18 protein-coding genes and 1 pseudogene are annotated in these 16,964 nt (G+C 73.1%); 10 read left to right on the top strand and 9 right to left on the bottom strand.

Annotation, left to right across the window (positions count from 1 at the left end; translation table 11 throughout):
• The first annotated feature begins 62 nt into the window (after positions 1-62).
• Positions 63-1,211 (top strand): methyltransferase domain-containing protein, encoded by a 1,149-nt coding sequence (locus tag ACLJQM_RS01385; RefSeq protein WP_410629797.1) that lies wholly within the window; start codon positions 63-65, stop codon positions 1,209-1,211.
• A 36-nt stretch (positions 1,212-1,247) separates the two neighbouring features.
• Here the strand turns inward: ACLJQM_RS01385 and ACLJQM_RS01380 are convergent, their stop codons facing one another.
• From ACLJQM_RS01380 to ACLJQM_RS01370, 3 genes are read right to left on the bottom strand one after another with little or no spacing between them, the layout of a single operon-like run.
• Entirely contained in the window at positions 1,248-1,859 is a 612-nt protein-coding gene (locus ACLJQM_RS01380) for a nucleoside kinase (RefSeq protein WP_410629795.1), read from the bottom strand.
• A gap of 1 nt (position 1,860) precedes the next feature.
• The gene (locus tag ACLJQM_RS01375; protein ID WP_410630272.1) at positions 1,861-2,250 is read right to left on the bottom strand and encodes a zf-TFIIB domain-containing protein; all 390 of its coding nucleotides are present in this window, start codon (positions 2,248-2,250) and stop codon (positions 1,861-1,863) included.
• Between the two features lie 39 nt (positions 2,251-2,289).
• On the bottom strand, positions 2,290-2,658 hold the full coding sequence (locus ACLJQM_RS01370; RefSeq protein WP_410629793.1) for a VOC family protein: 369 nt from the start codon (positions 2,656-2,658) through the stop codon (positions 2,290-2,292).
• 87 nt (positions 2,659-2,745) lie between these two features.
• Between ACLJQM_RS01370 and ACLJQM_RS01365 the strand changes: the two genes are divergently transcribed.
• Positions 2,746-3,210, top strand: a complete 465-nt coding sequence (locus tag ACLJQM_RS01365) for a CGNR zinc finger domain-containing protein (RefSeq protein WP_360767826.1) — start codon at positions 2,746-2,748, stop codon at positions 3,208-3,210.
• Positions 3,211-3,480: 270 nt separating this feature from the next.
• On the opposite strand, the gene ACLJQM_RS01360 is transcribed toward ACLJQM_RS01365, so the two are convergent.
• Positions 3,481-4,779 (bottom strand): DUF445 domain-containing protein, encoded by a 1,299-nt coding sequence (locus ACLJQM_RS01360; protein WP_247015498.1) that lies wholly within the window; start codon positions 4,777-4,779, stop codon positions 3,481-3,483.
• A 29-nt stretch (positions 4,780-4,808) separates the two neighbouring features.
• Between ACLJQM_RS01360 and ACLJQM_RS01355 the strand changes: the two genes are divergently transcribed.
• Positions 4,809-5,984 carry a pyridoxal phosphate-dependent aminotransferase gene (locus tag ACLJQM_RS01355; RefSeq protein ID WP_247015500.1) on the top strand — a complete coding sequence of 392 codons (1,176 nt, stop codon included), beginning with the start codon at positions 4,809-4,811 and terminating at the stop codon, positions 5,982-5,984.
• A 359-nt stretch (positions 5,985-6,343) separates the two neighbouring features.
• Entirely contained in the window at positions 6,344-7,519 is a 1,176-nt protein-coding gene (locus tag ACLJQM_RS01350) for a hypothetical protein (protein ID WP_410629791.1), read from the top strand.
• Positions 7,520-8,021: 502 nt separating this feature from the next.
• Here the strand turns inward: ACLJQM_RS01350 and ACLJQM_RS01345 are convergent.
• Complete coding sequence (locus ACLJQM_RS01345; protein WP_410629789.1) at positions 8,022-9,470, bottom strand: PLP-dependent aminotransferase family protein; 1,449 nt, start codon at positions 9,468-9,470, stop codon at positions 8,022-8,024.
• Between the two features lie 61 nt (positions 9,471-9,531).
• On the opposite strand from ACLJQM_RS01345, the gene ACLJQM_RS01340 reads away from it, so the two are divergent.
• Entirely contained in the window at positions 9,532-10,158 is a 627-nt protein-coding gene (locus ACLJQM_RS01340) for a YczE/YyaS/YitT family protein (protein WP_410629787.1), read from the top strand.
• Here ACLJQM_RS01340 and ACLJQM_RS01335 read toward each other — a convergent pair.
• Together ACLJQM_RS01335 and ACLJQM_RS01330 are read right to left on the bottom strand one after the other, a co-directional pair.
• The gene (locus tag ACLJQM_RS01335) at positions 10,155-10,682 is read right to left on the bottom strand and encodes a Clp protease N-terminal domain-containing protein (protein WP_410629786.1); all 528 of its coding nucleotides are present in this window, start codon (positions 10,680-10,682) and stop codon (positions 10,155-10,157) included. The genes ACLJQM_RS01340 and ACLJQM_RS01335 overlap by 4 nt on opposite strands.
• Positions 10,682-10,891, bottom strand: coding sequence for a sigma factor-like helix-turn-helix DNA-binding protein (locus tag ACLJQM_RS01330; RefSeq protein WP_014154112.1), 210 nt, complete (start codon positions 10,889-10,891; stop codon positions 10,682-10,684). Before ACLJQM_RS01330 ends, ACLJQM_RS01335 begins: the two co-directional genes overlap by 1 nt.
• A 90-nt stretch (positions 10,892-10,981) precedes the next feature.
• Between ACLJQM_RS01330 and ACLJQM_RS01325 the strand changes: the two genes are divergently transcribed.
• Positions 10,982-11,767, top strand: coding sequence for a protein phosphatase 2C domain-containing protein (locus ACLJQM_RS01325; RefSeq protein WP_360767805.1), 786 nt, complete (start codon positions 10,982-10,984; stop codon positions 11,765-11,767).
• 36 nt (positions 11,768-11,803) lie between these two features.
• Positions 11,804-12,367 (top strand): annotated as a pseudogene (locus ACLJQM_RS01320) (DUF998 domain-containing protein); the annotation flags it as partial.
• A gap of 81 nt (positions 12,368-12,448) precedes the next feature.
• Here the strand turns inward: ACLJQM_RS01320 and ACLJQM_RS01315 are convergent.
• Positions 12,449-13,477, bottom strand: a complete 1,029-nt coding sequence (locus tag ACLJQM_RS01315; protein ID WP_410629783.1) for a D-cysteine desulfhydrase family protein — start codon at positions 13,475-13,477, stop codon at positions 12,449-12,451.
• Positions 13,478-13,565: 88 nt separating this feature from the next.
• Here ACLJQM_RS01315 and ACLJQM_RS01310 point away from each other — a divergent pair, with 88 nt between their 5' ends.
• From ACLJQM_RS01310 to ACLJQM_RS01300, 3 genes are read left to right on the top strand one after another with little or no spacing between them, the layout of a single operon-like run.
• Positions 13,566-14,942: an amidase gene (locus ACLJQM_RS01310; protein WP_360767800.1), complete on the top strand. Its 1,377-nt coding sequence runs from the start codon at positions 13,566-13,568 to the stop codon at positions 14,940-14,942.
• Positions 14,909-15,484 (top strand): TetR/AcrR family transcriptional regulator, encoded by a 576-nt coding sequence (locus tag ACLJQM_RS01305; protein ID WP_247015515.1) that lies wholly within the window; start codon positions 14,909-14,911, stop codon positions 15,482-15,484. Before ACLJQM_RS01310 ends, ACLJQM_RS01305 begins: the two co-directional genes overlap by 34 nt.
• Positions 15,484-16,401: an oxygenase MpaB family protein gene (locus ACLJQM_RS01300; protein WP_410629782.1), complete on the top strand. Its 918-nt coding sequence runs from the start codon at positions 15,484-15,486 to the stop codon at positions 16,399-16,401. The genes ACLJQM_RS01305 and ACLJQM_RS01300 overlap by 1 nt, the downstream gene beginning before the upstream one ends.
• On the opposite strand, the gene ACLJQM_RS01295 is transcribed toward ACLJQM_RS01300, so the two are convergent.
• The gene (locus ACLJQM_RS01295) at positions 16,382-16,936 is read right to left on the bottom strand and encodes a CGNR zinc finger domain-containing protein (RefSeq protein WP_410629781.1); all 555 of its coding nucleotides are present in this window, start codon (positions 16,934-16,936) and stop codon (positions 16,382-16,384) included. The two genes, ACLJQM_RS01300 and ACLJQM_RS01295, sit on opposite strands and share 20 nt — an antisense overlap.
• Positions 16,937-16,964: the final 28 nt, after the last annotated feature.

Raw genomic sequence — 16,964 nt, 5'->3', positions numbered from 1 at the left:
TAGCTATTGCAAGCACTCTGCTTGCAACCATCGGGTGTGACGCTCACCGCTAACGTGGTCCCATGACGCGCTCGGCCCGGCTGCGGCGGCGCCTCGTCGAGCACCTGCTCGACGAGGACGTCCTGCACGCCCCGGAGTGGATCGCCGCCTTCCGGGCGGTGCCCCGCCACGTCTTCCTGCCCCGGTTCTTCGTGCCGGCGGGCGGCCGGTGGGCGGCGGTCGACCACGCCGACCCGGGCTGGCTCGAGACGGTCTACTCGCGCGACGTGCTGGTGACGCAGCTCGACGACGACCCGGAGCGCTGGACCCTCGCCCGCCGCGACGGGCCGGTGGCGGGCACGCCGACGAGCTCGTCGAGCATGCCCTCGATCATGGCGATCATGCTGGAGGAGCTGCGGGTGCGCGACGGCGACCGCGTCCTCGAGATCGGCACCGGCACCGGCTACAACGCCGCGCTGCTGAGCCACCGCTGCGGCGCCGGCCAGGTGTCCACAGTGGACATCGACCCGGTGCTCGTCGCCCAGGCGCGCGAACGCCTGGCCGCCGCGGGCTACCACCCCGCGTGCGCGGTGGGCGACGGTGCGCTCGGCTTCCCGGCCGGCGTCCTCTTCGACCGCGTGCTGTGCACGGCGGCGGTGTCGTCGATCCCGCTGCCCTGGCTGGCGCAGACGAAACCGGGCGGCCTGGTCGTGACGACATTGAACCGGCCGCTCGGCGCCGGGCTGGTCCGGCTCGTCGCGGGCGAAGACGGCTCGGGGCAGGGCCGCGTGCTGGCGCGCGACGGCCGGTTCATGCCGCTGCGCGCCCACCGGCTGCCCCACACCGAGCCGCTCCCGATGCCCTCTCGCGAAGACTGGGAGCAGACGCGGCTGCCGATGTCGGCGGTGCTGCAGCCCCGCCGTCAGTTCGAGTTCTTCGCCGGCCTGGCCCTGCCGGGCGTCCGGCCGGTGCGCGACGGCGGCGACGAAGAAACGCCGAGCGTGGCGCTGGTCCACCCGGACGGCTCGTGGGTCCGCCACCGCAAGCGCGCCGGGGCCGACGAGGTGGCCCAGGGCGGCCCGCGCGCGCTGTGGGAACTCGCCGAGGCGGCCTACGTCGACTGGTGCGAGCTCGACAAGCCGGACCGCGACCGCTTCGGCGTGACGGTGACCGGCGCGCGCCAGGAGTTCTGGCTCGACGAACCCGGCGGCCGCACCTGGCCACTCGGCTGACCCGGCGCGCACTTTCACGTGAAAGTGCGCGCCGGGTCAGGGCAGCCGGGCCCGGATCCACTTCTCGACGTGGTCGGCCGCGGACTCCGCGGAGGCCTCCGTCGTGTCGAGGAGCTCGACCCCCAGCTCGTCGGCCGACGTCCGGAGCCAGGCGGTGAACTCCAGCATCTCCTCGATCCGCGGCTCGTCCCACTCGCGCCAGGCCGGGCGGGCCCGCAGCCGCCGTCGCAGCGACTCCGGCGAGCCGACCAGCGCGAGGTAGTGGACGTCGCTGAAGAACGCGCGTTCCGGCAGCGGCTCGAACTCCGGGGGCGCGACGGTGCCGCAGAGCACGACCGGGCGGCCGTTCTGGTGCAGCATCGCCGCCATCCGGAGCCAGGCCGCGCGGAACGCCGGGACGTCGTCGCGGAGCGCGCCCGTCCAGAGGACGTCCTGCTCCAGCACGACGACGTCCCCGCCGAACCGGGACGCCAGCAGCGGCCCGAGCGTCGACTTGCCCGCGCCGCTCGGCCCGGTCAGCGCGAAGAGCGGCAGCTTCCGGAACGGCCACGTGTGCCCGCAGCGCGCGCACTCCAGCGTCGTGCCGGAGACGACCGGGCGCTCGGCCCGGTCACCGCACGCCGGGCAGATCCGCAGGTCGAGACCCACCTCAGTCGAAGAGGTTCTCGAGGAAGCTGCGCTTGCGCTGACCGTGCCCGTACGGGCGCGGCGAATCCGAGTAACCCCCGCGGTGCGGCCGCGGGGAGTCCGAATAGCCCCCGCGGTGCGGCCGTGGCGAGTCCGAGTAGCCACCCCGGTACCCCTTCGGCGAATCCGGGTGGCCGCCGCGGTACGGGCGCGGCGAGTCGGGACGGCCGTGGTGCGCCGTCGGACCGGACTGGTACTGCGGCGGCTGCCGGCCGTAGAACGAGCTTTCCGCACCGACGATCGCTTCGAGCTCACCGCGGTCCAGGAAGATCCCGCGGCAGCCGTCGCACTGGTCGATGTGGATGCCGTTCTTGTCGACGGTCCGCATCTGGTTCTGACACTTCGGACAAATCACACATCAGAGCCTACGCATGTTCGGCCCCGCTGTCCCTCAGCACGCGCAGAGGCAGAACGGGTGCCCGGCCGGATCGGCGTAGACGCGGAACGTCTTCGGCTCGTCGTCCAGCAGTTTCGCGCCGAGGCCGAGCACGCGCTCGTGCGCGGCTTCGAGGTCGGTCACGTTCAGGTCGAGGTGCAGCTGCTGAGGGTTCTCCGCGGACGGCCACGACGGCGGCCGGTGGTCGGGCACCCGCTGGAACGCGATCCCGGCGCCGCCGAGCGGGTTGGCCAGCGTGACCCAGTGCCCGTCTTCGGCGACTTCGGGCGCGTCCCACTCCAGCACCGCGCGGTAGAACCCCGCCAGCGCCACCGGATCCGGGCAGTCGAGGGCCACCACACCCAGCGTCGGTACCGCTCCCATGCGTCCGCTCCCTTCGTAGTAACCGTTGACGGAAGTATGGGGGTTAGCCGACGCGGGGGCAACCGCCGGCCGCCGTACACTCGGTACGTGCACACCGACGCCTCCCTCGTGGTGGAGTTCCTCAACACGGTCAACGTCGAAGAGGGCACGGACCTGCTCGAAGATCCCGGGCAGTGGCGCGAGTGGGCAGCCGGGCGCGCGTTGCGGCCGAACCCGGCCCCCGAAGCCCGCGCGGCCCGCGACGCCCTGCGCGCGGCGATCGGCGACCCCCGCCTCCCGCCCGGCAGCCTCGACGTCGGCACGAGGATTTCCCTGACCGACGACGGCCCGGCCCTGGTCGCGGAGGACGCGGTCGGCGCGGTGTTCGCGGCCTGCGCCCGCCTGGTCGTCCGCGGCGACTGGATCAGGCTGAAGATCTGCCCGGCGGACACGTGCCTGTGGGCGTTCTACGACGAGTCCCGCAACCGCTCGCGGACGTGGTGCTCGATGCGGGTGTGCGGCAACCGCGAGAAGGCCCGCGGCTGGCGAGCCCGCACGGCCGCGGCCGGCTGACCAGCCCCGCACCCCGTCCGCCCCGCGCCGCGTCCGGCCCGGCCGGCGACCCCAGCCCCGGCTCTCATCCGAGCGGCGGACCCACGAACGGCTGTGGACAACCACCCCGCCCGCCACCACATGTCCACACCCCGGCCATCCACACCCCCACACGTTGTGGACAGTCATTAGGCCATCACCGTGAAAACCTGTGGATAACCCGGGGGATAACTCAGCTTCCTGTGGACAACTGGTTTGAAGCTCCCCCAGGTGTGGTATACGGTCAACTCCTCAAAACAGCAGCTCCGCGACGGCGTAGATGACCAGCCCGGCCAGCGCACCCACGACCGTGCCGTTGATCCGGATGAACTGCAGGTCGCGCCCCACCTGGAGCTCGATCTTCCGCGACGTCTCCTCGGCGTCCCACCGCTCGACCGTGTCGGTGATGATCGTCGTGATCTCGCCCGAGTAGTTCTTCACCAGGTAAGCCGCGGCGCCCTCGACCCAGCCGTCGGCCTTCGCGCGCAGCTGGTCGTCGTCGGCCAGCCGGGAACCCAGCGACACCAGGCCCAGCCGGACGCGGCGGCGCAGCTCGCTCGACGGGTCCTCGGCCGCCGTCAGGAGCATCTCCTTCGCCGTGCTCCACGCCGAGCCGATCAGGCGCTGGACCTCCTCGTGGTGCACGATCTGGCCCTTGACCTGCTCGGCGCGGGCCATCACCTCGGGGTTGGTCTGCAGGTCCTGGGCGAACTCGCCGAGGAACTTGTCCAGCGCGAGCCGCATCGGGTGGTTGACGTCGGTCTTGACCGCCCACGCGAACGACAGGACCTCGCCGTACACCTTGTCCGCGAGCATCTCGTCAACGAACTTCGGCGACCAGCTCGGCGCCCGGTCGGACACCACGCGCAGCATCGTCGTGTGGTTGTCGCGGACCCACTCGTAGGCCTGGTCGCACATCAGGTCCACGAGCTTGTGGTGCGCGCCGTCGGCGAAGACGCCCTGGAGGATCTTGCCCAGCGGCGGGCCCCACGGCTTGTCGATGATCCGCCGCGCGACCGCCTGCTCCATGATCGCCTGGACGTCTTCGTCGCGCAGGACGCGGACCGCCGCCCGGACGACCGTGGCCAGCTCGGACGTCACGCGCTCGGCGTTCTCCTCCTGCGCCAGCCAGCCGCCGAGCCGCCGCGCGATCTCGACGCGCTTGAGCTTGTCGCGCACGACCTCCTCGGACAGGAAGTTCGAGCCGACGAAGTCGCCGAGGCTGCTGCCCAGCGCGTCCTTCTTGTTCGGGATGATCGCCGTGTGCGGGATCTTGAGCCCGAGCGGGTGCCGGAACAGCGCCGTGACGGCGAACCAGTCGGCCAGCGCGCCGACCATGCCGGCTTCGGCGGCGGCCCGCACGTAGCCGACCCAGCCCGGCCAGCCGGCCGACTGGGCCCAGCTGGTCAGCAGGAACACGACGGTGGCGCCGAGCAGGAAGGACAGCGCGACCAGCTTCATCTTGCGCAGCGCGCGCCGCTTTTCCTCTTCACCGGCGGGGCCGCCCGGCGGGTCGGCGGGCGTCACCTTGGCGGGGGTCAGTTGCTCCACATCACCATTGTCCGTGAGGATGGCTGATCGTGCGCGAACCTGCTCTCGTCCCCCGCCTCCGCCCGTTCACCTCGACCATCTTCGCCGAGATGACGGCGCTCGCGGTCAAGCACGACGCCGTCAACCTCGGCCAGGGCTTCCCGGACACCGACGGCCCGGCCGGGATGCTCGACGCCGCCAAGAACGCGCTGTTCGGCGGGGCGAACCAGTACCCGCCCGGGCCCGGGCGCCCCGAGCTGCGCGCCGCGATCGCGCGGCACCGGCTGCGCTACGGCACCGAGTACGACCCGGACACCGAGATCCTGGTCACCGCGGGCGCGACCGAGGCCATCACCGCGACGCTGCTGGCGCTGACCGAAGCCGGCGACGAGGTCATCGTCATCGAGCCGTACTACGACTCCTACGCCGCCGCGGTCGCGATGGCGGGCGCCGAGCGCAAGGTCGTCGGGCTGGTCGAGGGCGAGGACGGCCGCTTCGGCCTCGACGTCGCCGGGCTGCGCGCCGCCGTCACGCCCCGGACCAGGGCGATCCTGGTGAACTCGCCGCACAACCCGACCGGCACGGTGTTCACCCGCGCCGAGCTGGAGGCGCTGGCCGCGCTGTGCGTGGAGCACGACCTGATCGCCATCTGCGACGAGGTCTACGAGCACCTGGTCTTCGACGTGTCGAGCGGAGTGGAGCACATCCCCCTCGTCACGCTGCCCGGCATGCGGCCGCGGACGGTGAGCATCTCCAGCGCCGGCAAGACGTTCAACTGCACCGGCTGGAAGATCGGCTGGGTCTGCTCGACCCCGGAGCTGGTCGCGGCGGTGAAGGCGGCGAAGCAGTTCATCACGTTCGTCTCCGGCGGCCCGCTGCAGCCGGCGGTGGCGCACGCGCTCGACCACGAGCTCCCCTGGGTCGACGGCCTGCGCGATTCCCTGGCGGAGAAGCGCGACCGGCTGTCGGCGGGCCTCGCGGACGCCGGGTTCGCGGTCCGCCCGACGGCGGGGACGTACTTCGTGTGCGTCGACGTCCGGCCGCTGGGATTCACCGACGCGGCCGACCTCGCGTGGGAACTGCCGGGCCGCGTCGGCGTCGCCGCGGTCCCCGTGAAGGTGTTCACCGATCACCCGGACGAGTGGAAACACCTCCTGCGTTTCGCGTTCTGCAAGCGCAACGAAGTCATCGACGAAGCCATCACCCGATTGCGCAAACTCGTCTGACGACTTGAGGCGTGTCCCACATCCCGGAAACCGCCTCGCTCGGGCACGCACCGTTTCCGAAGTGATACCGAAGGCGAGTGCGTTCGCGGAAACATCAGGTCAACGGCCGGATGGGCAAAGTGCGCCACTCCTCCGAATGGCCGCACGAGAACACCCGAACGGCACTGAGAGTGATCAACTTGTCGGCCGTAGATACCTTGCCCGGTAGGGCCGTTCCGCCTTACGGGCTGGATCGAACGCGGGAGAGATGAAAGACTCCCGAGCGGTGCTAGAAAGAGTGCAGCCCCGGGGGAACTGCGACCTGGCCGGAGAAAGACCCCAGCGAGTACAGACATCAGGCGCGGACGGTGGTGGTGGCGGTGAGCAGCACGGCGGATTCGCGCCGCGGCGCCCCGAGCCGGCCCGCTTTCACAGCGGGTGAGGTGTCGCCGGGATCCCCTCGTACGCGCGGGCGCGCGCCGCGGCCCTGGGCGGCTTCGCTGCAGCGGCCCGCCGCCAAGATCCTCGTCGCCGGGGGCCTGACGCTCGCCGGGTGGCTGCTCACCGCGGCCCTGTCCGGGAACACCGCCGGTGCCGCCGAGCAGCCCGCCTGCCCGCAGGCGCCCGTAGCCTCCACTGTGGACCACGACCGGCCGTCCCTCCTGCACCACAAGCACCGCAAGAGCCACCGCGAGACCGGCGCCGCCACCTGCGCGCAGCAGCCGGGCGAAACCCCGGCCACCGAAGCGAAGCCCGACCCCGTCAGCGAGCCGGCCGCCGAGACCGAGCCGGCCGCGAAGACCCAGGCCGTCGAAGAAACCACCGCCGGGCAGCCCGCCGCCAAGACCAAGACCACGGAAGCCACCCAGAACCCCGGCCTCCTCGGTGGCCTGGTCGGCGGTGTCCTCAACGTTGTCGGCGGCACGCTCTCCACGGTCACGACGACGGTCAGCGGCACCCTCAGCACGGTCGGCGCCGTCACGGACACGCTGTCCCACACGGTGCTCGCCCCGCTCACCCAGCCGCCCGCGGACAATCCCGACGCGCCCGTCCTGCTCCCGCTTGACGACGTCCTCGGCCCGATCCTCAACGGCGGCTCGAACTCGGGCGGCGCGACGGCCACCGTCCCGGCCGCGACCGCGACCACGGCCACCGTGGTCGCGGCGACCGAAGCACCGGCCACCACGACCGACGCCGTGACCGCTGAAGCCGCGACGCAGAGCACCGGCCGCGGCGCGGCCCTCGCGCACTTCATCGTCGTCCGGCACGAGCAGCCGCAGCAGGCCGGGCAGGACCAGCCGCGCGACTCCGGCGTGCACGCCCGCGACGGCGGCGGCGATTCCACCCCCGGCCTGCCCGGCGGCAGCACCGCCCCGAGCGCGCCGGCTCCCACCGCCGCTCCCGGTCACGACGGTCCCGGCGGGGCGCGCCACGCGTTCGCCGTCCACACCGACGACGTGACCACCACCCAGCTGAAGCTCATCGGTGCCAGCCGCGACCACGACGTCGACGGCGCGGGCAGGGAAGCCGCCCTGCCCACCACCTCCCCCGACTGACCCCGCACCCGGGCAGCCGGGGACACCTGCGTCCAAATCAAGATCAACCGGACGCACATCCACGCCTTTGAAGCGTGACGAATCCCCTGCTCCAGTACGCAACCCGTGACTCTTTCACGTCTCGTGGCGCACTATCGCGCCCGACGTACCCCAGGGGTGCACAACCATGCGAAACCACAGTCTTTCCGACCGGCCGACCGCGCCCGGCCGGGTCGGATCCCGGTCCCGGCGCCGCGCTGCCCCCGCGGCGCCGGGACCCACACCGGACGCGCTCCGGGAGCCCTTGCTCACCGCGCCGAGCGAGGACTCGCAGTACCGAGAGCACGTCTGAGCCGCGGGCTTCCCGGCACGTCGAGGGGCTGTGCCGGGAAGCCAGCGGTTACCCGCGAGCGGGGTCACGTCCGCGAGCGGGGGTGTGAACCGAGAACCGGTGCGCTGGATGCACGTGAACGCCGCCCATCCCTGGGAGCAGGCTCGCATCCAGCGCACCGGTTCTTCGTTTTCAGGCGATCGGCGCGGCCAGCGACTCCGGCGTCCCCCGGACCGACGCTTCCGCCGTGCGCAGGCGCCGGACGGCCTGCTCCATCGTTTCCGGCGGCAGCGAAAACGGCAGCCGGATCCACCGCTCCAGACCGCCGTGGACGCCGAAGCGCGAGCCCGGCGCCACCTGGACGCCGTGGCTCGCCGCCGCGACCGCGAGCCGCGAACTCACCGGATCCGGCAGCCGGCACCACAGCGACAAGCCGCCCCTCGGCAGCGTGAACGTCCAGTCCGGGAGGTGCCGGTGCACCGCTTCGGCCAAGGCGTCACGGTAGCCGTGCAGCTCTTCGCGACGGCGGGCGAGCGCGGTCTCGTCGTCGAGCAGCTCGGTCAGCACCAGCTGCTCGAACACCGGTGACCCCAGGTCGACCGCGTAGCGCGCCGAAACCAGCCGCCCGAGCAGGTCCTCCGACGCGCGGATCCAGCCGAGCCGCAGCCCGCCCCAGTGCGTCTTCGACGCCGAGCCCACGCAGATCGCCAGGTCGCCGGCGAACGCGGCCAGCGGCGGCGGCGGCCCGTGCAGCGGATCGCCCTCGAGGTCCAGCTCGACGAGCGTCTCGTCCACGACCACCGGCGTCCGCGCGCGGTTCAGCACCGCGCCGAGCCGTTCGCGGCCGCCCGCGTCGAGGCGCAGGCCGGTCGGGTTCTGGAAGTCCACGACGAGGTAGGCGAACCGCGGGGACGCCTGCCGCAGCGCCGCGTCGACGCCGGCGATGTCCCAGCCGCGCTCGCCGCTCGGGTCGAGAGCGACCGGCACCGGGATGGCGTGCGCGGCCCGGATCGCCTCCAGCGCGTTCGGGTACGTCGGCTGCTCGACCAGCACCCGGTCGCCCGGGCCGGCGAGCATGCGCAGGACCAGCACGAACGCGTGGTGCGCGCCGTTGGTGACCATGACCTGCGCGGGGGTCGTCGGCAGTCCGCGTTCGGTGTAGCGGCGGGCGATCCGCTCGCGCAGGCCGAGCAGGCCGCGCTCCTGGTAGCCGTGGTCGCCGAGGTGGTCGGCGAGCCGGGCGCGGGCCGCGTCGACCGCCGTCGCCGTGCCCGCGATCGCCGGCGAGGACGCGTGGGTGAAGTCGATCGCGCCGCCCTCGGCCGGGGCGAGCGGGCCGCGGCGGCGCCGTCCGGGCGCGGCGACCCACGACCCGGCCCCGCGCCGGCTCGCGACGAACCCGTTCTCCCGCAACCGGTCCAGGGCCGCGCCGATCAGCGTCCGGCTGGCGCCGAGCGCGTCGGCCAGCTCCCGTTCGGCGGGCAGCCGGGTGCCGAGCGGGAGCTGGCCGTCGAGCACCTGCAGCTCGATGGCCGCGGCCAGGTCGGCCGCGCCCTGCCGGGAGCCCTGCCGCCAGGACCCCAGCATGACGGCCAATCGCGGCCCGGAGATACGTCCACCCAGTGGGACTGCGGCTTCCATAAGGCCAATATCCTGGAATTGGCTATGGTTTACAAGGCCACTTGCGGCGGATAGTGCAGGTGTGGCTCAGATCGACCTCCGGCCCGTCCGGATCACCCGTGACCCCGTCCGCCGCAGCGTGCAGCTGCTCGCGGGCCTCGCCCTCTACGGCACCAGCGTCGCCCTCGTCACCCGGGCCGGCCTCGGCCTCGAGCCGTGGAGCGTGCTGGCCGAAGGCGTGCTGAAGCACACCGGCCTGACGTTCGGCACGGTGACCGGCCTGATCTCCGTGGTCGTGCTCCTGCTGTGGATCCCGCTGCGCCAGCGGCCCGGCATCGGCACCATCGCGAACGTCGTCGTCATCTCGGTCATGGTCGACGCCGTCCGCGCGGTGGTCCCCGACCAGCGCGACCTGGCCTGGCAGATCGCGCTCCTGGTCGGCGGCATCGCGCTCAACGGCGTCGCGACCGCCACCTACGTCGGCGCCCGGCTCGGCCCCGGCCCGCGCGACGGCCTGATGACGGGCCTCGCCGGCCGCACCGGCTGGTCGGTCCGGCTGGTGCGCACCGGCATCGAGGTCGCCGTGGTCGTCGTCGGGTTCTTCCTCGGCGGGACGGTCGGCGTCGGCACCGTGCTCTACGCCCTCGCGATCGGCCCGCTCACCCAGGCGCTGCTGCCGTTCGTGGTGTGGCGCGAGCCCGCCGCTTAACCCGCTTTGCGCTCCTGGACGACCCGGCGCAGCGTCGCGTAGTCGGCGCCGCGCCGGGCGAGCACGTCGTCGGTGCCCCGCTGCTGGGCCAGCGCCAGGAGGATGTGCTCCTGCCCCAGGTGCTTGTCCCCCATCCGCACCGCTTCCTTGAGGCTCAGCTCCAGGGTCTTCTTCGACTGGGCGGTGAACGGGACGTGCCCGCGCTTGGCCGGGCCGAGCCGGCCGGCGAGCGCCCCTTCGCCGTGGGTCTGCTCGACGCGCTCGACGATCTGCTCGATGTCGATGCCGAACTCCGTGAGCGCCTCGGCGTCGGCGTCGCTGACCCCGCCGCGGCGCCGGGTCCGCTCCAGCTCCGCGGCCAGGTCGTCGGTGGCGATGCCCAGCTCGGTGAGCAGCGGCACGCCGGTCTTGAGCAGCCCGGCCAGCAGGTCCGACGGTCCGACTTCGACTGAACCGGACGCCCGTGCCACCAGCTGCGCCTCGACGACCGCGAGCCGCGCGTCCGCCGTGAACCGTTCGAACATCAGTGCCTCCCGTACTTCTTGTGCACGGCCTGCCGGCTGACCCCCAGCTCGGCGGCGATTTCCTGCCACGACCAGCCCTGCACCCGCGCACTGCGGACCTGCACGGCCTCCAGTTGTTCCAGCAGCCGCCGGAGCGCGGCGACCGCGCGCAGCCCCACCCGGGGATCGCGATCACCCGCCCGGGCGGCCAAATCCGTCGCTTCCGTCATGACGTCAACCTACGTTGACATGGCGAGCGTGTCAACCGAAGTTGACACGCTCAGCGCGAAGCCGCCGGAGGGTCGACGTACAGTCGGGTGATGCCCGAGATCTCGATCGCCGAGCGGGCCGGGGTGGGCGCCGACGGCCACCCACGCCCCACCGAAGACCACGTCGTCGTGCTGGCCAACGCGGTGCTGGTGCTCGACGGCGCCACTTCGTCTGACCCCTCGCTGCCCCCCGGCGGCTGGTACGCCGAGCGCCTCGCCCGCCACCTCGGCGACGGCCTCCGCGCCGCACCCGAAGCCGACCTGGCCGAGGCGCTGACCCGCGCGATCGGCGAGGTCACCGCGGAAAACCGGCTCCGGCCGCGGCAGTCGCCGTCCAGCACGGTCGCCGCCGTGCGGTGGCTCGAAGACCGCGTCGACGCGCTGGTGCTGGCCGACAGCCCGGTGGTCGGGTTCGGCGGCTTCGGCGTCGACGTCGTCTCCGACGACCGGCTCGCCCGGCTGCGGCGGCACGGGCTGCTCCAGACCGGCGCCGACGTCCGCCGCCGCCGCAACGCCCACGACGGCTTCTGGGTCGCCGAAGCCGAACCCGGTGCCGCCGCGCACGCCGTCCGCCGCAGCTGGCCGCGGGCCGACGTCGAAGCCGTGCTGCTCGCCAGCGACGGCGTGTCCATCGGCGTCGACCAGTACGAGCTGTTCGGCTGGCGCGAGGTCCTCGCGAGCGCCCGCACCGAGGGGCCGGACGCCGTCCTGGACGCCGTCCGGACCGCGGAGAAGCAGGATCCCGACGGCGAACGCTGGCCGCGGCCGAAGCGCCACGACGACCAGGCGCTCGTCCTGGTCGACTTCACCTCCGGGGGAATTCAGGGTCTTCCCTGATCACGCGCCGTCCCGTTCTCCGAGAACCTGGACGGCATGGGGACGGAACAGGGGAAACGCACGAGACCGTGGCGGCTCGTCGCGCTGGGCGCGATCGGGTGGGGGCTCTTCACGGCCGTGGTGCTGCACATCATCAGCTCGCACGACCCGGTGTACGACACGCTGTCGAGCTACACGGTGACCGACCGGGGCGAGGGCATGCTCGGCGCGAGCGTGCTGTCGCTGGCCATCGGGTCGCTCGCGGTGCTCGGCGCGCTGCAGGTCGCCGGGGTGCCGCTGTCGCGGACGACCCGGCTGCTGCTCGCGTTGTGGGCGCTCGGCATGGCCGCGGCCGCGATCTTCCCGGCGAGCTACCCCGAAGCGCCGGACCCGGTGAGCGGGGAGATCCACCTCTACGCGTGCCTGGTCGCGTTCTGCAGCCTGCCCGGCGCCGCGTTTTCGCTGCTGGAACCGCTGAAGGGTCACCCGGAACGCGTCGCGCTGGTCTGGGCGATCCGGGTCACCGCCGCGGCGTTCGCGCTCTTCGCGCTGAGCTTCGTCTTCGTGCGGCTGAGCGAGGCCGGCGTCGAGCCGTTCGGCGTGATCTCCGACGTCGTCCCGATCGGCGTCACGCAGCGGGTGCTGCTGCTCGCCGACGTCGCCCTGCTGCTGACGCTGCTGCGGCTGGCGACCCGGCTCGAATCAGCCTTCGACGGCCGCCGCAAATTCGGGGCCGTAGCCGTACAGGCCGGGCATGCCGCCGGTGTGCAGGAACACCACGTGGTCGTCCGGGGCGAAATGCCCCGCCCATTCGACCAGCGCGGCGGCCACTTTGCCGGTGTAGACCGGATCGAGCACGACGCCCTCGGTGCGGCCGAAAAGCCGTAGCGCGTCCCAGACGGCGTCGGTCGGGATGCCGTAACCGGGGCCGAGCGTGGAGTCGCCCAGCCGGACGTGGTCGAGCGACGGCGGTTCGAGGCCGAGCAGCTCGGCCGCGCCGGTGGTGAGCTCGCGCAGGTTCTCGGTCGCCTCGTCCAGCGGGTGGCTGACGCAGGCGACGCCGACGCCGAGGTTCTTCAGGAGCGCGGTGGCCAGCACGACACCGGCCGCGGTGCCGCCACTGGCGTGCGGGACGACGAGGTGGGCGCGCTCGACCCCGCGCTCAGCCAGCTGGTGGGCCAGTTCGAGGGTGGCGCGGACGTAGCCGAGCGCGCCGAGGTCGCTCGAGCCGCCGACCGGGATCGTGGCGACCTTCCGGCCCTCGGCGGCGGCTTCGGCGACCAGGCGGTCGTAGACCCGGCCGGTCTCTTCGCCGTCGGCGCAGACGTGGACGGTCGCGCCGAAGAGCTTGTCGAGCGGGATGTTGCCGCCGCGTTCGTAGGCGTCGCCGTCGCGCGGGACCTTCGCGGTCAGCACGAGTTCGCAGCGCAGCCCGAGCTTCGCGCACGCGGCCGCGGTCTGGCGGCCGTGGTTGGTCTGCAGCGCGCCGAAGGTGATCACGGTGCCGGCACCCGCCTGCCGGGCCGCGCCGAGGTGGTATTCGAGCTTGCGGAGCTTGTTGCCGCCGGCGCCGAGCGGGTGGACGTCGTCGCGCTTGAGCCAGAGGTTCCGCAGGCCGAGGGCTTCGCCGAGCCGGGGCGCTTCGTGCAGCGGGGTCGGCCAGCCGCCGAGGTCGACCCGGGGGATCGCGTCGAGGGCGGCGGCGGGGAAACCGGCGAAGTCGAACGTCATCAGCTCACTCTAGAGCGCCGCGGGAGTAGCCGGAAACCATCGGTATCCGGTAACGTTCGTTCGAACGAACGAGAACTCGGGAGGCGCCATGACCGCCACGAGCCTGGACTTCACCGGTCTCGCCGCGCAGGCCGCGCGGCTCGCCGCCGGGGAAGTCACCTCAGCCGAGCTGACCGCGACCGCGCTCGGGCGCGCGCACGCCGGCCAGCCGGTCCTCAACGCCTTCCGGCACCTGCGCGACGACGCGGCGCTCGCCGAAGCGGCCGAGGCGGACGCACGGCTCGAGGCCGGCGACCGCGCGCCCCTGCTCGGCGTGCCGGTCGCGATCAAGGACGACGTCGACCTCACCGGGCTGCCCACGTCGTTCGGCTGCGCCGGCGAGTTCCCGTGCGCCACCACCGACGCGCCCGCCGTCGCGCTGCTGCGCGAAGCCGGCGCCGTCATCATCGGCAAGACCAACACCCCCGAGCTGGGCCAGTGGCCGTTCACCGAGGGCCCGGCCTTCGGCGCGACCCGCAACCCGTGGCACCTCGGCCACACCCCCGGGGGTTCTTCAGGCGGGAGCGCGGCCGCGGTGGCGTCGGGGGTCATCGCGGCCGCGCTCGGTTCCGACGGCGCCGGCTCGGTGCGCATCCCGGCCGCGTGGACGGGGCTGGTCGGCATCAAGACCCAGCGCGGCCGGATCCCGACCGACGGCGAGCTGTTCCACGGCCTGACCGTGCTCGGCCCGCTCGCCCGGACCGTCGAGGACGCCGCCCTGCTGCTGGACGTCGTCGCCGCGACCGGCACGACGTTCCGGACCGCGGCCGCGCGCGAACCCGGCCGGCTGCGGATCGGGCTGTCGACGCGGATCCCGTTCACCGCCACCAAGACCCGGCTCGACCCGGTCGTCGAAGCCTCCGTGCGCCGGCTCGCCGAGTCGCTCGCCGGGCTGGGCCACGAGATCGTCGAAGTCGAGCCGGACTACGGGCTGATCGGCCTGACGTTCCTGCCGCGCTCGCTCACCGGCGTCCGCGACTGGACGCTGCGGGTGCCCGACCGCGCCGGGCTCGACCCGCGCACGCGCAGCAACGCCGGGCACGGCCGCCTGCTGGCCGGTCCCGCGCTGCGGCTCGCCCGCGCGCTCGAGCCGGGACTGCACCGGCGGATCGGCTCGGTCTTCGGCCGCGTCGACGTGCTGCTGACCCCGACCACCGCGACCCCGCCGCCGCCGATCGGCACGTTCGACGGGCTGTCCGGCTGGGAGACCGACCAGGCCATGATCGCCGCCTGCCCGTACGCTTGGCCGTGGAACGTGCTGGGCTGGCCGGGGGTCAACGTGCCGGCCGGGCAGACGGCCGGCGGGCTGCCGCTGGGCGCGCAACTGCTCGGCCCGTCGCACGCCGAGGAGCGGCTGATCTCCCTCGCCGCGCAACTGGAAGAGGTCGAACGGTGGCCGGAGCGGCATCCCGAGACAAGCTGGTAAGCACCCGGGAAGCCATCCTGCGCGGCGCGCTGACGGTCGTCGGCGAGCACGGGGTCGGCGGGCTGACGAACCGCCGGATCGTGGCCGCCGCCGGCGTCTCGCTCGGCACGCTGACCTACCACTTCCCGAGCCAGACGGCGTTGCTGCGCGAGGCGATGCTGCTGTTCGTCGAGGAGGAGACGGCGAAGCTCGGCGCGATCGTCGACGGCTACCGCGCGGCCGGCCTGAGCCTCGAGCAGGCGGCGTCGGTGGTGGAGCACGTGATCGCGCAGCTGCCGTTCGGCGCCGACGAGCTCGGCGCGCACGAGCTGTACCTGCAGTCGGCCCGCGATCCCGAGCTGCAGGAAGCCTCCGCGCGCTGCTTCGCGGCGTACGACGAGCTGGCCGTGATGATCCTGACCGCGTTGGAGGTCCCCGACCCGGCGCGGCTGGCCGGACCGGTGGTGGCCCTGATCGCCGGGCTCCAGCTGCGCCGCCTGGCGACGGGCGAGACGGACACCCCGGTGGCGATCCCCCTGATGATGCTCGTCCGCGGCGCTTGATGGCCCCGCCGATCGTCCGCGGGACGGCGGCGTGGAAGTACTTCGGCGACTTCCGCGACGCGCTCCTGGCGGGTCAGGTGCTGGTGCTGCAGGTGGCGCACCCGGTGGTCGCGGCGGGGGTGCGTGAGCATTCGGACTACACGGAGGACCCGTGGACACGGCTGATGCGGACGGGCGCGTCGCTGTCGATCTACGTGTACGGCGGGGTTTCCGGTGCGCGGGTGGAGGCGGCGCGGCTGCGGGCGCTGCACCGCTCGTTCGTGGGCTCCCTGCCGGACGGCCGCCGGTACAGCGCGCTCGATCCCCTGGCGTACGCGTGGGTGCACGCGACTTTGGTGATGGTTCCGGTGGACGCGCAACGGTTCTTCGGCCGCCCACTGTCCACTTCGGAGCTTGACGAGTACTACGCGCAGATGTGCGGCATCGGCCGGCTGCTCGGGGTGCGGGAGCGCGATCTGCCGCCGGACTGGGCGGCGTTTTCCCGCTACTACGACGAGATGGTGGCGGGGTTCGCCGGGAATCCGGCGATCGAGCAGCTCTTCGAGACGATCGAGACGGTGCGGAAGCCGGTCGGCTGGCTGCCGGACCGGTGGTGGCGTCCCCTGCGGCGGGCGCAGGCGCGGGGGCAGGTGTTCTTGATCCGGGCCACGGTGCCGCCGCTGTTGCGGGAGCGGCTCGGGCTCCCGTGGACTGCGCGTGACCAGCGCCGTTTCGACCGCTTCGCCCGGGCGGTGCGGCTGGTCTCGGCCCCGCTCCCGGTCGGCCTGCGGACGGCGCACATGCGCTGGATCGGCAAGCTGAACGTCTGGTTCCGCGCCCACCCCGGGGTTTACGAGCGTCTGATCGGCGGCAACGGTCCCGGCTCAGCGAACACTCACGACCACCTGCGCCCCCACGTCAGTCCTCGCGGCCGCTGACCCGGGCGTAGTGGGCGCGGGCCTTCGCTCGGTTCCCGCAGCGGGACATCGAGCACCACTGCCGATTGCGGCGCGGTGAGGCGTCGCAGAACCGCACCCCGCAGTCGTCCGCCGCGCACACCCGGACCGAAGCGCCGCCCGCCGCCAGGTCGATCGCGTCCGCCGCCAACGCCGCGAACGCCGCCGCCACCGGGTCCTTGGGGGCCGGGACCTCGCGGCGCAGCACCCCGTCCACCAACGTCAGGCGCGGCGGCGGCGCGGGCGCCGAGGCCGCCGCGTTGTTCACCAGCTCGATGTCCATCTCCGACGGCGTCCCGGCCGGCAGCAGCACCCGGTCGATCGCCTCCCGCAGCGCCTTCGCGGCCAGCACGTTCCCGGCCGTCACCGGGACCGGCCCCGTCGTGAAACCCGCACGGGACAGCCACTCCGCCAGCGCGTCCGGCCCGGTCAGCAGCTCCACCCCCTCGGCGTACCGGCTGCGCAGTGTGTTGACGAGGTCGAGGCACGGCCGCCCGCCGTCGAAGGCCCACTCCATGACGAACACTCTAACCCTTGAAGACAGT

Origin of the sequence: Amycolatopsis sp. cmx-4-83, assembly GCF_046548815.1 — a bacterium.
GTDB classification, from domain to species: domain Bacteria; phylum Actinomycetota; class Actinomycetes; order Mycobacteriales; family Pseudonocardiaceae; genus Amycolatopsis; species Amycolatopsis pretoriensis_A.
The sequence above is the reverse complement of the archived record's forward strand: the minus strand, read 5'-3'. Positions and strand labels throughout refer to the sequence as shown.